The sequence below is a fragment of the Streptomyces sp. NPDC048600 genome, assembly GCF_055587025.1.
This window is the reverse complement of record NZ_JBVJGZ010000036.1, coordinates 1-14,547: the sequence shown is the minus strand read 5'-3', so window position 1 is coordinate 14,547 and position 14,547 is coordinate 1. Positions and strand designations below refer to the sequence as shown.

Genomic DNA, 14,547 nt, shown 5'->3' with positions numbered 1-14,547 from the left:
ATGTCGCACGATGGAGCCGTGCACGAGGCGCTCGCCGAACTGCGCCTGGTCGACCACCACTGCCACGGCGTGACCGGCTCCGCCCCGGGTCCGGCCGAGTTCGAGTCCCTCCTCACGGAGGGCGAACCCTGGCCCGGCGTCTCGGCGTTCGACACCCCCGTCGGTACGGCCGTTCGCCGGTACTGCGCGCCCCTGCTGGACCTGCCGCGGCACGCCCCGGCCGCCGACTACCTGGCCCGCCGGGCCGAGTTGGGGCGGGCCGAGACCGACCGGCGGTTCCTGACCGGCGCCGGGACCGCCGTGTTCTGCGTCGACACCGGCTACGCGCCGCAGCGGCTCGGCACTCCCGCCCAACTCGCCGCCGCGGCAGGGGCGGTGGCCTACGAAGTGGTCCGGCTGGAGAGCGTGGCGGAGGACGTGGCGGCGCGGGGCGTCGAGCCGGACGAGTACGCCGACCGGTTCCGCGCGGCCGCGCTGGACGCCGTGCGCCGCCCGGGCGTGGTGGCGGTGAAGTCGGTCGCCGCCTATCGCACCGGCCTCGACCTGGACCCCGCCCGGCCCACCGACCAGCAGGTCACGGCCGCGGCCCGGCGCTGGCTGGCCCGCGGCGGCCGGCTCGACGACCCGGTCCTGACGCGTCATCTGCTGTGGACGGCCGTAGACCTGGGACTGCCGCTCCAGCTGCACACCGGGTTCGGCGACAACGACCTGCGTCTGCACCGCTCCGACCCGGCCCGGCTGACCGACTGGCTGCGGCTGGTCCCCGGCGGCCTGCCGGTGCTGCTCCTGCACTGCTGGCCCTACCACCGCCAAGCCGCCTATCTTTCAGCCGTGTTCGAGCAGGTGTACCTGGACGTGGGACTGACCCTGCACCAGGTGGGACCGGTCCGGGCACGGGCGGTGCTCGAGGAGGCGCTGGAGATCACCCCGTACCGCAAACTCCTGTACAGCTCGGACGCCTGCGGACTGGCCGAGTTCCACTGGCTGGGGGCGCTCGCCTTCCGCCGGGGACTCGGCGAGCTGCTCCAGGACCGGGTGGACACCGACGAGATGAGCCTGAAAGACGCCGTGCGCCACGCGCGGTGGGCGGGAGCGGACAACGCCCGCCGGGTCTATCGCCTTTCCCACGACTCCTGAAAGTATGATCAAGCAATGTCTGACTTGACCGAGACCACGCCAGGCTGGCTGACTCCCGACGAGCTCGAACTGGCACGCGCCCGCATGCCGATCCTGTACGTCGAGGCGGTGCCGGTGCGCGTCGACGACAGCGGCGAGGTCACCAGCATCGGACTCCTCCTGCGCATCGGACCGGACGGCACCGTGAGCCGCACCCTGGTCTCGGGCCGGGTGATGCATCACGAGCGGGTCCGCGACGCGCTGCTGCGCCATCTGGAGAAGGACCTCGGCCCGGTGGCGCTGCCCCGGATCCCGGCCTCCCCGCAGCCCTTCACGGTCGCGGAGTACTTCCCCACCCAGGGCATCACGCCGTACCACGACCCGCGTCAGCACGCGGTGTCCCTCGCCTACGTCGTCCCGGTCACCGGCGACTGCCGGCCCCGGCAGGACGCGCTGGACCTGGTGTGGTTCAGCCCGCACGAGGCGGCCTCGATGGCCGTCCTGAGCGAGATGCCGGGCGGGCACGGCGTCCTGCTGAAGCAGGCGCTGGCGCACGTCGGTCTGGCGTTTTGAGGGCGGTCGTCGCAGCCGCGCGGCGCCCCTGCACGCTGGTGGTGTGCCGGGGCTGCTGCTGCGGCGACGGAGGCAAGAACCCGGGTTTCGACCACGACGGGCAGCTGAGGGCGCTGCGTGCCGCCGCGGCGGACTCCGGCGGCCGGTTCGCCGTGCGCACCTCGGACTGCCTCGGGCCGTGCGGCCAGGCCAACGTGGTCGTGGTGCGGCCCTCCAGCACGGGCCGCGCGGCGGGCGGGCGGCCGGTGTGGGTGGGCTTCGCGACGGACGAGGACAGCACCGGGGAGCTGGTGCGCTGGGCGGCGGAGGGCGGTCCGGGGATCGCCGAGCCGCCCGCCGCGCTGGAGCTCCAGTTCGTGCCCGCGCCGAGGCCGGCCTCGGCGCGCTCCCGCCGGTGAGGACGCTCAGGCGTCCAGCGTCGCGAGGGCCGGGCCGTCCGGCCGGACCGTGATGGTGTACACGGCCCCCGTCGGCGCCGAGCGGAACCGTGGAGACGGGGCGGGCAGCAGGCGCTCCAGGAGGGCCACCGACTCCCGGAGCGCGAACTGGAGCCCCAGACAGGCCCGGGGCCCGACACCGAACGGGTAGTAGCTCCCGGCGTCGGCGGGCCGGCCGCCCGGGTCGCGGAAGCGCGCCGGGGCGAACCTCTCGGGCTCGGGCCAGATGCCGGGGTCGCGGTGGGTGAGGTAGGGGCAGACGACGATGTCGGTACCGGCCTCGATCGTGTACCCGGCGAGCACGTCGTCCTGGGCGGCGTGCCGCGGCATGATCCACGCGGGCGGATAGAGCCGGAGCGTCTCGTGGACCAGGGCCTGGACGGCCTGGCGCCGCTCCGGTGAGCCCTCGGGGCCCGCGGCGAGGGCCCGTTCCCGTTCCCCGGGGTGCCGGTCGAGGAGCAGGTGGAGCCAGGTCAGGGTGGTGGCCGTGGTCTCGTGCCCGGCGACCATCAGGGTGACCAGCTCGTCGCGGACCAGGCGTTCGGTGTACTCGGGGCGGGTCTCGGCGGCCTCCGTCAGCACATGCAGCAGGCCGGGTCCGTCGGGTCCGGCCGCGCCGGTGCGGGCGGCGGCGATGGCACGGGCCGCCACGGCGTCGATCCGGGCCAGATCCCCGGCGACGGCCCCCTCGGCGACGACGGTGTCCTCGGGCAGCCGGGGCAGCGCGGCCACCACCGCTGGCACGGAGGCGAGTTCGCCCTCCGTCACGGCGTCCAGGGCATGCCCGGTCAGGGACCGCCAGATGGTGTCCAGGGCGAAGCGCCGCATCTCCTCGCCCACGTCGAACTCCTCGCCGCTGTCGGCGAATCCGGCCCAGCGCGCGGCGGCCGTGTCGGCGGCGGCGCCGATCCGCTCCTCGTAGCGTCGCAGTCCGCGGCCGGTGAACTGGGCCTGGAGCAGCCGCCGTTGCCGCCGCCATGCCTCACCGGTCGCGGCCAGCACTCCGTCGCCGATGAGCAGCCGGGCGCGGTGCGAGCGCTTGACGTAGCGGTCGGGGTGGAGCGCGAGGACGTGCTGCACGGCGTGCGGGGCGGTGACCAGGACGGTCGGCCGGGGTCCGAGCCGTAACGCGGCCACTCCGCCCACCTGTTGACGTGCCAGAGTGAACAGTTCGATCGGTTCGCCGCCTCCGGCGCGCCACTCGGCGACGGCTTCGGGGGCGAGTTCGGGAAGCGGCCGCCCGGCCGGTGACCGGCCCGGGTCGGAGCCGGTACGGACTTCGGTGGCCACAGGTCTGCTCCTGTTCGGCGGCGCTGCGTCACTGGGACGGGGTGCGGTCATCACGCACTGTAGGCGATGGGCACAGCCGGACGACACCCCGCCGTGCGACGCGTCGACCGGGGTGCCGGGACCGGGCAGGGCCGGGGTCGCGTCGGGCCGAACCGCGAGTAAAAGGGCATCCCCGCTGTTCGGGGCGCGGGGAACTGCGCGAACGGCCACGGGCGGCCCGGACATCAAGGGCATACGAAAAGGCCGTTTCCCATAGTTGGGAAACGGCCTCCGACCTGCGTAGAAGCTGGTCGGGACGACAGGATTTGAACCTGCGACCCCTTGACCCCCAGTCAAGTGCGCTACCAAGCTGCGCCACGTCCCGGTGCCGTCTGACCTGGGCTTTCCCCTGGCCGAACGCGCAGAGCAACCATACCCCACTCGGGTCGGTGGTCGCGCACTCCTTTTGCGACGGCCGCGACGACCGCGAGGTCAGGGCGTCCGGGGCGCGGAGGCCGGTGCCGGGTCGACACGGACCAGGTCGCGGACGGCCGCGACGGAGAGCAGCGCCACCACGACGACGACGCTGACCGCCCCGCTGACGAGCAGGACCTCATGGGTGCCGAGGGCGGACGCGGCGGGTCCGGCGAGGGCCTGGCCGACGGGCATCATGGCGAGGGACCCGGCCACGTCGTAGGCGTGGATGCGGTTGAGGACGTCCGGCTGGACCTGGGTCTGGACGCTGGTCGCCCACATCACCGCCCAGAAGGACATGCCCGCCCCGGCGACCGCGGCTCCGGCCGCCATGGCGGGCACGTCCAGGCCGAGCCCGACGGCCGTCGGAAAGGCGGTGAAGCCGGTCAGGGCGAAGGCGCCGGCCCGCAGCATGCGGCGGGGGCGCAGCCGCAGGGCGACCAGGCCGCCGACGACCGTGCCCGCGCCGAGGGCGGAGTTGATCAGACCGTAGGCGCCGGGGCCGTGCCGCTGGACCACCTCGGTGGCGACGAGCGGCACGGTCGGGCCCCAGACGGCGATCATGTAGAGGCACCAGATGGCTATGACCGCCCACATCCAGGTGCGGGAGCGGAACTCGCGCCAGCCCTCGGCCAGGTCGGCCCGGAAGGCCTTCGCCCCGCGCCCCGGCGCGTGTCCGGAGCGGACCGGCGGGAGCGGGCGGAGCAGCAGCAGGCACAGGGCGCTGACCGCGTAGGTGACGGCGTGCACCGCGAAGACGCCGCCCGGCTCGGCGATGCCCACCAGCACGCCGGCCGTGGCGGGTCCGGCGAGCTGGGCGGCGGACTCGGCGATACGGATCGCGCCGTTCGCGCCCTGGACGTCGGAGGCGAGCCGGGGGACCGTGCTGGCGACGCCGGGCTGGAACACGGCACCGGCCACGCCGTTGAGCAGGCCGATGACGCAGATCTCCCAGAGCACCACATGGCCGGCGTAGAAGAGGACGGCGGTCAGGGCCTGGGTGGCGAGCCGGACGAGGTCGGCGCCGATCATGAGCTTGCGGGTGCTGAACCGGTCGGCGAGGACACCGCCGAAGACGACGAGTGCGGCGAAGGCCGCGACCGTCGCCGCCATCGCCAGTCCGACCGCGCCCGCCCCGTACCCGTGCTGGAGGAGTCCGGCCGCGAGGGCCACGGGGAGCATGGTGTCCCCGAGCCGGGCGACGGCCCGGGCGACGAAGAAGAGCCCGAAGTCGCGCGACCAGACGGGCGGCGGTCCTCCGGGGTGCTCGGCGCCCTCCGTCTCCGGCGGGCGTGGCCCGGCGGGCCCCCGTACCTCTGACGGACCGGGTCCTGCCGCCCGCTCCCCCGGTCCTCCCGGCGCCCTCCCCGACATCCGCGCGTCCCTCCCCGAGCACGACCGGGCCCGCACCCCCAGACCCGGTCTAGACCTATAGGCCTCGGATCATGCCACGGACCGCCGGTGGCGCCCGAGGGGTTTTCCGGGGCCGGCCGGCGCCGGTCCCCGGGCGGCGTCAGTCCCCGGCCTGCAGACCCAGTCCGGGGTGGGCGTCGAGCAGCCGGGACGGGGCCGCCTGGCGCCAGGAGTCCGCGAGGATGTCACGCAGTTCGCCCTCGTCCTCCAGGGCCGCCAGCCGTACGCGCACCCAGGCGAACTGCGCCTCGTGGCCGGCGATCCAGAACTTGTCGGGCTCGGCCAGCACCAGTTCGTCGCGCTCCTCCTTGGGGCAGCGCACCGCCATGGACGACTCGTCCTCCGGCAGCGTCGCGAACATCTTCCCCGCGACCCGGAACGTGGGCATGCTCCAGGCGACCTTCTCACTGGTGTCCGGCAGGGACAGGGCGACACGGCGTACGTCTTCGGCTTCCTGCATGCCACGCACCGTAGCGCCCGGCACTGACAATCACCGCGCGGCGGGGACGCCCAGGTGCCGGTAGTAGATCGTGGTCCCGCGCAGGACGCCCGCCGGGGTCGCCGCGTAGTCGGGGATCACGCCGGCCCTGGTCCAGCCGGCCGACCGGTACAGGTGCTCGGCGGGGCTGTCCGTCTCGGTGTCCAGGTGCAGCAGGGTGATGCCGGCGGCCGCCGCGGCCTCCTCGGCCGCGGTGAGCAGGGCGCGGCCGAGGCCACGGCCCCGGGCGTCGCGGTGGACCATCAGTTTGACGACCTCGGCGCGATGGCGGCTGTTGGGCTTGCCGGGGAAGGCGAGGCCGACGGTCCCGACGACCCGGTCCCCGTCGCGCGCGATCCACACGCCGAGTTGTCCGTCCGCCACCGCCGCCGCGCGTTCCCGCCACCAGGCGAGCGCCGTGCCCGGGTCCATCGGCGCGAGGAAGCCGATGGAGGCGCCGCCCTCGACGGTGTCGGTGAGCAGTCGTGCCAACTCGTCGGCGCAGGACAGTAGTTGTCCGGCGTCCAGTCGGGTCACGGTCATGGCAGCACCACCGCCAGGGCGTAGCGCGCGGGAGTTGGGCCCGGGCAGCGGAACCGGGTCGGCCCCCAGACCCGCAGCCGCAGACAGTCGCCCGCGCGCAGGGCGTGCGCGATGTCCTGCGCGGTCACCTCCAACTCCCCTTCCAGCAGCCAGATGTGCTGCTCCAGCCCCGGCACGGGCGGCCGGTCGTAGGCGATGTCGGCGCCGGCCGCGAGCCGCCCCTCGACCAGTTCGCCGCGCAGTCCCGTGTGCGGCGGCGACACGGAACGCCGTACGAAGCCGGAGGACGGGTCCTCCCAGACGGGCTGGTCGGCCGCCCGGACGACCGGGGCGGGTTCCGCCTCGACCTCGCTGAGCAACTGGGACATCGTGCGGCCGTAGACCGCGCACAGGCGGTTGAGCAGGGCGGCGGTGGGGCTGGTCTCGGCGCGCTCGGCACGCGACAGCGTCGAGCGGCTGACACCGCTGCGCTCCGCCAACTCACCCAGGGACCAGCCGCGTTCGGCCCGCAGCTCGGCCAGCCGGGCGCCGAGGAGCGCGTCGACACCACCCGACCCGACCTCGTCTCGTTTCATATCCGGGACGCTATCCCACATATGAAACAGCGCTGTTACGGCACCCTCACGCCCGCCGCTCGGCCTCGGGGGCGGGTGGCCGGGTTTTCCGTGCGTCGGGGCCGGTCGCGCCGTTCCCCGCGCCCCCAGGACGCCCGTCCGGGCGCTACCCCCGCGCCACCGCGCCCAGCGCGTCCAGCACCGGACTGATCAGCGGGTGCTCCTCCGCGCCCCGGCGTACGGCCGCGAAGACGCGGCGGGTCGGTGCCACCCCGTCCACCGGACGGACGACCACGCCCGCCAGATCCATGCCGCGCAGCGCCGAGCGCGGCACCAGGGCCACGCCCGCGTCGGCCGAGGCCAGGGCCACGACGGCGCGGAAGTCGTCGGAGGAGTGCTCCAGCCGGGGCTGGAACCCGGCGCCCTCGCAGGCCAGGACGACCACCTCGTGACAGGGGTTGCCGGGGTACGGCCCGATCCACGGGTCCTTGGCCAGCTCCGCCAGCGGTACCTCGCCCGCGTCGGCCAGCCGGTGACTCACCGGGACGACGGCGTCGAAGGGCTCGGCGTACAGCGGCACATGGGTCAGCCGTGGATCGTCGGCCGACGGCGCTCCGCGGTACTCCACGGCGACCGCCACGTCGACCTGCCGGTCCAGCACCATCGGCAGGCTGGCGTCGCCCTCGGCGTCCTGCACCCGGATGCGGATACCCGGCGCCGAGGCGGCCAGCCGGGCCACCGCCGGGGCCACGACCAGCGCGATACCGGTCGCGAAGGAGGCCACGGTGACCGTGCCGGCCTCGCCCGAGCCGTACGCCGCCAGCTCCGCCTCGGCCCGCTCCAGCTGGGCCAGGACGGCGTTGGTGTGGCTGAGCAGGATCTCGCCCGCCGGGGTGAGCCGTACGCCCTTGGCACCGCGTTCCACCAGCCGGTGCCCGGTCTCCTGCTCCAGCGCGGTGAGCTGCTGGGAGACCGCCGAGGGCGTGAGATACAGCGCGGCGGCAGCCGCCGTCAACGTGCGGTGGTCCGCCACCGCACGAAGGATATGGAGCCGCCGTGCCTCGATCACGAAGTCGATTCTCTCAGGCCGGAAGGGGTGCGAATGCCCCCGAACCCGGTCGTCGGACTCCCACCCGCCCCGCCCTCGGGGCGACGGCGGGAGTCCGACGCGGGGACCTGGGGCGCGACGCCGCCCGGCAGGCGGGAATCAGCCGGTGAGGCCCTGACTCAGCCGGCCAGCTCCGCGCGCGCGGCGATGAACGCGTCCACCGCGCGGTTCACGTCCTCGGTGGAGTGCGCGGCCGACAGCTGGACGCGGATACGGGCCGCGCCCTGCGGCACCACCGGGTACGAGAAGCCGATCACGTACACCCCGCGCTCCAGCAGCAGCTCGGCCATCCGGCCCGCCTCGGCCGCGTCGCCGATCATGACCGGGGCGATGGCGTGGTCGCCGGGGAGGACGTCGAAGCCCTCCTCGGTCATCCGCGAGCGGAACAGAGCCGTGTTGGCGTTGAGCCGCTCGCGCAGATCGCCGGCCGACTCCAGCAGGTCCAGGACCTTCAGCGAGGCCGCGGCGATCACCGGGGCGAGGGTGTTGGAGAACAGGTACGGACGCGAGCGCTGACGCAGCAGGGCGACGATCTCGGCGCGGGCCGCGACATAGCCGCCGGAGGCGCCGCCGAGGGCCTTGCCGAGGGTGCCGGTGATCACGTCGACGCGGTCCATCACGCCGTGCAGCTCGGGGGTGCCGCGGCCGCCGGGGCCGACGAAGCCGACCGCGTGCGAGTCGTCGACCATGACCATGGCGTCGTAACGGTCGGCCAGGTCGCAGATCTCGGCGAGCGGCGCCACGTAGCCGTCCATGGAGAAGACGCCGTCGGTGACGATCAGCTTGCGCCGGGCGCCCGCGGCCACGGCCTCCTTCAGCTGCGCCTCCAGGTCCGCCATGTCGCGGTTGGCGTAGCGGAAGCGGCGGGCCTTGGACAGGCGGATGCCGTCGATGATCGAGGCGTGGTTGAGGGCGTCGGAGATCACCGCGTCCTCGGCGCCGAGCAGGGTCTCGAAGACACCGCCGTTGGCGTCGAAGCAGGAGGAGTACAGGATCGTGTCCTCCTGGCCGAGGAACGCCGACAGGCGGGCCTCCAGCTCCTTGTGCACCTCCTGCGTGCCGCAGATGAAGCGCACGGAGGCCATGCCGTAGCCCCAGCGGTCCAGGGCGTCGTGGGCGGCGGCGACGACCTCGGGGTGGTCGGCGAGGCCGAGGTAGTTGTTGGCGCAGAAGTTGAGGACCTCGCCGGGACGGCCGCCGGCCGTGACGTTCACGGTCGCGGACTGCGGGGTGCCGATCACCCGCTCGGGCTTGTGCAGCCCGGCGGCGCGGATCTCGTCGAGGGTGGCACGCAGGTCGTCGCGCACGGAGTCGAACATCGAGAAGCTCCTAGAAGTACCCAGAGAGGTGGATTACGCGGACCAGTCGAGGATGACCTTGCCGCCGCGGCCGCTCGCGGCGTCGGCGAAGGCCGCCTCGAAGTCGCGGTAGCCGTACCGGCCGGTGACCACGGGGGCGAGGTCGAGGCCGGCCTCCAGCAGGACGGACATCGCGTACCAGGTCTCGAACATCTCCCGGCCGTAGATGCCCTTGATCGTGATCATCGAGGTGACGATGCGGGCCCAGTCGACCGGGAACTCCTGCGCGGGCAGGCCGAGCATGGCGATCTTGCCGCCGTGCGTCATGTTGGCGATCATGTCGCGCATCGCGACGGGGTTGCCGGACATCTCCAGGCCGACGTCGAAGCCCTCGCGCAGACCCAGCTCGCGCTGGCCCTCGGCGATCGTGGAGCGCGAGACGTCCAGCGCGAGGCTGACGCCGATCTTGCGGGCCAGCTCCAGGCGCTCCTCGCTGACGTCGGTGATCACGACGTTGCGGGCGCCGGCGTGCCGGGCCACCGCCGCGGCCATCAGGCCGATCGGACCGGCCCCGGTGATCAGGACGTCCTCGCCGACCAGCGGGAACGACAGCGCGGTGTGCACGGCGTTGCCGAACGGGTCGAAGATCGCGGCGATGTCGAGGTCGACGGCGACGCGGTGCACCCAGACGTTGGAGGCGGGCAGGGCGACGTACTCGGCGAAGGCTCCGTCGCGGCCCACGCCGAGGCCGACGGTGGCCCGGCACAGGTGGCGGCGGCCGGCCAGACAGTTGCGGCACTTGCCGCAGACCAGGTGACCCTCGCCGCTGACCCGGTCGCCGACCGCGATGTCGGTGACGTCCCGGCCGGTCTCGACGACCTCGCCGACGAACTCGTGGCCGACCACGAGGGGGGTGCGGATCGCCTGCTGCGCCCAGCCGTCCCAGGAGCGGATGTGCAGGTCGGTGCCGCAGATGCCGGTGCGCAGCACCTTGATGAGCACCTCGCCGTGACCGATCTGCGGCTCCGGGACGTCCCGCAGCCAGAGTCCGGGTTCCGCCTTGTCCTTGACCAGCGCCTTCACGCGACGGCTCCTGTGGGGTGTGATCCCGGCCGCGGGCACGCCGAATGGTCCCGTGGACGGGGGCAGATGGGGATGCGGTGAGAAATCTGCCGTATGGCGCGGCCGGGGTCCATCGAGGATTTCTTAAGCGCCGCCACAGCTTTCCTTCACACCCTGTGCCCCGGAGCACACTTCCGCCTCGGATCGCCAGCCGGACGGTCGCCGCCATCGCCCCGGCGGCCCGCAGGCCCGCACGCCACGGTCGCCTCCGCCGCCCCCGTCGGCCCGCCTGCGGGTGCCCTCTCCCGCCTCAGATCGGCAGTCCGTCGCCCGCCGGTCGCTCCAGCCGTACGACGAGCTCGGCGGCGGCCGACTTGATGGTCTCCAGCCCCTCCCGGCCCCAGGACCGGGGCATCACGTCGGCGACGCAGACCGTGCCGAGGGCCATACCGGTGCTGTCCAGGAGCGGGGCGCCGAGGTAGGCGCGGATGCCGAGGTCGTCGACGACCGCGTTGCCCGCGAAGCGCGGATAGTCGCGCACGTCCCCCAGGGCCAGCGCCCGGCGCCGGACCACCACATGGGGGCAGAAGCCGTGGTCGCGGGGCAGGAAGCGGCCGATCTCGGCGCGGGTGCCGTCCTCCCGGACCACCGGGGCGGTCTCGGGCGCGTGCAGGCCCGCGAAGAACTGCGCCTGCTCACCGATGAAGTTGACCATGGCGTACGTCGTCCCGGTCAGGCCCGCCAGCCGGGCCGCGAAGGAGTCGAGCGCGGGCTCGGGGCGTTCCCCGAGGCCCAGTCCGTGCAGCCGGCGGGCGCGCGCGGGGGCCTCGCTGTCCTGCGGGGTGAGCAGCAGCCGACCGGCCGGGCGGGGCGGGTCGTAGCTCATCACCGGGCTCCGTCGCTGTGGTCGTACGGCATGTGCGGCTCCGTCGGAAGGGGGCTGGGATCACCTGTGGGCGCCGTGGCTCGGCGCGGGGGCCACGGGCGCGTGGGCGATGAGGTGTTTGACGAGTGTGAGCAGGGTCTGCACACCGGAGCTGGAGATCCGGGCGTCGCAGCAGACGACGGGGACCTCGGGGTCCAGGTCGAGGGCGGCACGCACCTCCTCGGGGTGGTAGCGGTAGCCGCCGTCGAACTCGTTGACGGCGATGATGAAGCCGAGGCCGCGCTCCTCGAAGAAGTCGACGGCCGCGAAGCACTCCTCCAGCCGGCGGGTGTCCGCGAGGACGACCGCGCCGAGCGCGCCCTCGGACAGCTCGTCCCACATGAACCAGAACCGCTCCTGGCCCGGTGTGCCGAACAGGTACAGCACATGCTGCGGATCGAGGGTTATCCGGCCGAAGTCCATCGCGACGGTGGTCTCGACCTTGTTCTCGATGCCGTCGAGGTTGTCGGTGGCGGCGCTGACCGTGGTGAGGAGTTCCTCCGTGGAGAGGGGCTGGATCTCGCTCACCGCGCCGACGAACGTGGTCTTGCCGACCCCGAAGCCTCCCGCCACCAGGATCTTGAGCGCGGTGGGGAAGGGGTCCGTGGCGCCGTCGTAGTCAGAGCTGTCGTCGTAGTCCATCGAGCACTGCCTCCAGAAGGGCCCGGTCCGTCGGGTTGTGGTGGAACTCGGGGGGCTTGGTGGTGAGCGCCCCGCAGTCGACGAGGTCGGACAGCAGCACCTTGGTGACCGCCGCCGGCAGCTTCAGGTGCGCGGCCACCTCGGCGACCGAGATGGGTGCCCGGCACAGGTCGAGGGCCAGCGAGTGTTCCGGGCCCGGCTGGCCGAGGGGGGTGACCCCGGTGGCCATGACCTGCGACATGAGGTCGAAAGCCACGGAGGGGCGGGTGCGGCCGTTGCTGATCGTGAACGGGCGCACCAGCCGTCCCGCCGCGTCGTCGAGCCAGGGCCCGTCACCGGCCGCCGCCACGCTCAAGGCCTCATCACCGTGGGTTCGACGGCGTGCTGGCGGGGCGCGGTGACCAGATAGGGACGGACGCTCTTGACGAGCATGGCCATCTCGTAGCCGAGGACGGCGGCGTCCGCCTCCCGGCCGGCCATCACGGCGAGACAGGTCCCGGCGCCGGCGGTGGTCACGAACAGCAGGGCCGAGTCGAGTTCGACGACGACCTGGCGCACGTCCCCGCCGTCGCCGAACCGGGTGCCCGCGCTGCGGCCGAGCGAGTACAGGCCGGAGGCGAGCGCGGCCATGTGGTCGGCGCTGTCGGCGTCGAGGCCGTGCACGGACTTCACGAGGCCGTCGCAGGAGAGCAGAACCGCGCTGGACGTGTGCGGCACCCGCTGCACGAGGCCGCTCATCAGCCAGTCGAGGTCGGAAACATGACCGGTCGGCGCGTCGGTCGCCATGGTGGTTCGACTCCTTGGGATACGGGGGGCCGCGGCAGCGCCGGTGGGGTCTGCGGCTGCGGTGGGGGTGGGTGCGTGGACGGTCATCCGGCTGGTGCGCTCCCGTCGTGCCGTGCGGTGTGGTCGGTACCGGCTGCGGGCAGGGGCGCGACCGGTGACGCCGCGGAGTGCCGGTCGAGCACGTCCGCGGGGTGCGCCGTCGTACGGGACTCGGGGGCCGCCGGTACGACGTCGTAGGCCAGGTCGGGGTACGGCAGGGGCGGGTGGCCGCCGACCGGGCCCGAGCCGTCGTGCGTCGCCTCCAGGCCGTGCCGGGTCTCCGCGAGGCCGATGCCGCGCTGGAAGGCCGCCATCAGACCCGGGTCGTGGCCGACGTGCTCCTCGGCGTCCGGCCGGGGCGCCGGGCGTTCGCGGAGCTGGGGGACGATGTGCTCCTGCGCGCGGCGTCTGGGCAGCTGGGGCTTGCCCATGGTGCCGCGCACCGCCCCGTTGCGCGGGACCGGCGGGGCGGCGCCGTGCTCCTCCAGGACCGGCCGGTCGCCCGGCCGGATGCCGGGGGCGGCGTCGGCGGGGGTGCGCCGCTCCACGCGCGCGCCGCGCACGGGGAGGGGAACGTGCGGTGCGCCGGGCTGGGCGGGCGGCGGGGTGCTGTGCGGCAGGGGCCGGAAGGCCGGGGGTTCCGGCTGCGCCTGGGGGACGTAGGGCGCGGGTGTGGGGGGTTCCGGGTGCGCTGTGTGCGGGGTGTGGCCGCCGGGGGGCGCGGTGGCCGACGACGGCCGGCCCGCGGGGCCGGTGAGGTCGTGCGGGGCCGGGGAGCTGTCGGGGCCGCCGCCGTACGGGGCCGGGGTGGCGAGGGGGCCCTGTCCGGCTCCGGGCGCGCCGGGGCGCGGTCCGGACGGGGGCGGGCCGGCGGGCATGCGGGTCTCCCCGCCCTGCGGTGGCTGTCCCGTGAGAGCGGGTACGGGCGCGCCCGGCACGGCCGGCTGCCCCTGTCCCTCGGACCGGCCCGGTGCCGCGGCGGGGCCGGGCGCGCCGCCCAGCAGAGCCTGGGGTACGACGAGGACCGCCTGGACACCGCCGTAGATGTTGCTCTGGAGCCGGACGGTGATGCCGTGCCGCTTGGCGAGCTGGGAGACGACGAACAGTCCGATGCGCCCGTCGGCCAGCAGGCTGGCGACGTTGACCTGGTCGGGGTCGGCGAGCAGCTCGTTCATCCGGCTCTGCTCGCCGACCGGCATGCCGAGCCCGCGGTCCTCGACCTCGACGGCGAGTCCCGAGGTGACCAGGTTGGCGCGGAGCAGGACCTGGGTGTGCGGGGAGGAGAACACCGTGGCGTTCTCGACGAGTTCGGCGAGCAGATGGATGACGTCGGCGACGGCGTGTCCGCGCAGTTCGCCGTCGACCGGCGGCACCAGCTTGACCCGCGAGTACTGCTCGACCTCGGCGATGGCGGAGCGCAGCACCTCCGTCATGGACACCGGGTTGCTCCACTGCCGCCGGGAGACGGCGCCGCCGAGGACGGCGAGGTTCTCGGCGTGGCGGCGGATGCGGGTGGCGAGGTGGTCGACGTGGAAGAGGCCCTTGAGCAGGTCGGGGTCCTCGATCTCGTTCTCCAGCTCGTCGAGGATCGCGATCTCGCGGTGCACCAGGGACTGGAGGCGCCGGGCGAGGTTGACGAAGACCTCGAGCTTCTGCTCGCTGCCGGTCTGGCTGGACAGCTGTGCGGCGGGGGGGGGGGGGGGGGGGGGGGGGGGGGGGGGGGGGGGGGGGGGGGGGGGGGGGGGGGGGGGGGGAGGGGGGGGGGGGGGGGGGGGGGGGGTGGAGGGGGGGGGGGTGGGGGGGGGAGGGGGCGGCGACGGCCTCTTGGAC

At 74.1% G+C, this 14,547-nt stretch carries 16 protein-coding genes and 1 tRNA gene; 3 read left to right on the top strand and 14 right to left on the bottom strand.

Annotated elements, in window-relative coordinates:
• Genes ACZ6SQ_RS33800 through ACZ6SQ_RS33790 form a run of 3 tightly spaced genes read left to right on the top strand, consistent with a single transcriptional unit; the run spans nt 1 to nt 2,087 of the window.
• On the top strand, nt 1–1,137 hold the full coding sequence (locus tag ACZ6SQ_RS33800) for an amidohydrolase family protein (protein WP_469568968.1): 1,137 nt from the start codon (nt 1–3) through the stop codon (nt 1,135–1,137).
• 15 nt (nt 1,138–1,152) lie between these two features.
• On the top strand, nt 1,153–1,689 hold the full coding sequence (locus ACZ6SQ_RS33795) for an NUDIX hydrolase family protein (protein ID WP_386378263.1): 537 nt from the start codon (nt 1,153–1,155) through the stop codon (nt 1,687–1,689).
• Nucleotides 1,686–2,087, top strand: a complete 402-nt coding sequence (locus ACZ6SQ_RS33790; RefSeq protein WP_469568963.1) for a (2Fe-2S) ferredoxin domain-containing protein — start codon at nt 1,686–1,688, stop codon at nt 2,085–2,087. The genes ACZ6SQ_RS33795 and ACZ6SQ_RS33790 overlap by 4 nt, the downstream gene beginning before the upstream one ends.
• A gap of 6 nt (nt 2,088–2,093) precedes the next feature.
• On the opposite strand, the gene ACZ6SQ_RS33785 is transcribed toward ACZ6SQ_RS33790, so the two are convergent.
• From ACZ6SQ_RS33785 to ACZ6SQ_RS33720, 14 genes are all read right to left on the bottom strand, one after another.
• Nucleotides 2,094–3,416, bottom strand: coding sequence for a cytochrome P450 (locus tag ACZ6SQ_RS33785; protein WP_469568960.1), 1,323 nt, complete (start codon nt 3,414–3,416; stop codon nt 2,094–2,096).
• Nucleotides 3,417–3,703: 287 nt separating this feature from the next.
• Nucleotides 3,704–3,780 (bottom strand) — tRNA-Pro (locus ACZ6SQ_RS33780).
• A 107-nt stretch (nt 3,781–3,887) separates the two neighbouring features.
• Nucleotides 3,888–5,243: an MFS transporter gene (locus tag ACZ6SQ_RS33775; protein WP_469568957.1), complete on the bottom strand. Its 1,356-nt coding sequence runs from the start codon at nt 5,241–5,243 to the stop codon at nt 3,888–3,890.
• A gap of 139 nt (nt 5,244–5,382) precedes the next feature.
• Complete coding sequence (locus tag ACZ6SQ_RS33770) at nt 5,383–5,742, bottom strand: MmcQ/YjbR family DNA-binding protein (RefSeq protein WP_469568953.1); 360 nt, start codon at nt 5,740–5,742, stop codon at nt 5,383–5,385.
• Nucleotides 5,743–5,772: 30 nt separating this feature from the next.
• A complete protein-coding gene (locus ACZ6SQ_RS33765; protein ID WP_469568950.1) occupies nt 5,773–6,303 on the bottom strand; it encodes a GNAT family N-acetyltransferase in 531 nt (176 codons plus the stop codon).
• Nucleotides 6,300–6,878 (bottom strand): helix-turn-helix domain-containing protein, encoded by a 579-nt coding sequence (locus ACZ6SQ_RS33760; RefSeq protein WP_469568947.1) that lies wholly within the window; start codon nt 6,876–6,878, stop codon nt 6,300–6,302. Before ACZ6SQ_RS33760 ends, ACZ6SQ_RS33765 begins: the two co-directional genes overlap by 4 nt.
• A 145-nt stretch (nt 6,879–7,023) precedes the next feature.
• On the bottom strand, nt 7,024–7,926 hold the full coding sequence (locus ACZ6SQ_RS33755) for a LysR family transcriptional regulator (RefSeq protein WP_469568944.1): 903 nt from the start codon (nt 7,924–7,926) through the stop codon (nt 7,024–7,026).
• Nucleotides 7,927–8,084: 158 nt separating this feature from the next.
• Entirely contained in the window at nt 8,085–9,284 is a 1,200-nt protein-coding gene (locus ACZ6SQ_RS33750; RefSeq protein ID WP_469568941.1) for a glycine C-acetyltransferase, read from the bottom strand.
• Nucleotides 9,285–9,317: 33 nt separating this feature from the next.
• Nucleotides 9,318–10,346 (bottom strand): L-threonine 3-dehydrogenase, encoded by a 1,029-nt coding sequence (gene tdh / locus ACZ6SQ_RS33745; RefSeq protein WP_469568938.1) that lies wholly within the window; start codon nt 10,344–10,346, stop codon nt 9,318–9,320.
• 289 nt (nt 10,347–10,635) lie between these two features.
• Entirely contained in the window at nt 10,636–11,211 is a 576-nt protein-coding gene (locus tag ACZ6SQ_RS33740) for a GAF domain-containing protein (protein WP_469568935.1), read from the bottom strand.
• 60 nt (nt 11,212–11,271) lie between these two features.
• On the bottom strand, nt 11,272–11,892 hold the full coding sequence (locus ACZ6SQ_RS33735) for a GTP-binding protein (RefSeq protein ID WP_469568932.1): 621 nt from the start codon (nt 11,890–11,892) through the stop codon (nt 11,272–11,274).
• A complete protein-coding gene (locus ACZ6SQ_RS33730) occupies nt 11,870–12,241 on the bottom strand; it encodes a DUF742 domain-containing protein (RefSeq protein WP_386378383.1) in 372 nt (123 codons plus the stop codon). The genes ACZ6SQ_RS33735 and ACZ6SQ_RS33730 overlap by 23 nt, the downstream gene beginning before the upstream one ends.
• 2 nt (nt 12,242–12,243) lie before the next feature.
• The gene (locus tag ACZ6SQ_RS33725; RefSeq protein WP_389322838.1) at nt 12,244–12,678 is read right to left on the bottom strand and encodes a roadblock/LC7 domain-containing protein; all 435 of its coding nucleotides are present in this window, start codon (nt 12,676–12,678) and stop codon (nt 12,244–12,246) included.
• Between the two features lie 83 nt (nt 12,679–12,761).
• Nucleotides 12,762–14,324 carry a sensor histidine kinase gene (locus ACZ6SQ_RS33720; RefSeq protein WP_469568929.1) on the bottom strand — a complete coding sequence of 521 codons (1,563 nt, stop codon included), beginning with the start codon at nt 14,322–14,324 and terminating at the stop codon, nt 12,762–12,764.
• Between the last annotated feature and the right edge of the window lie 223 nt (nt 14,325–14,547).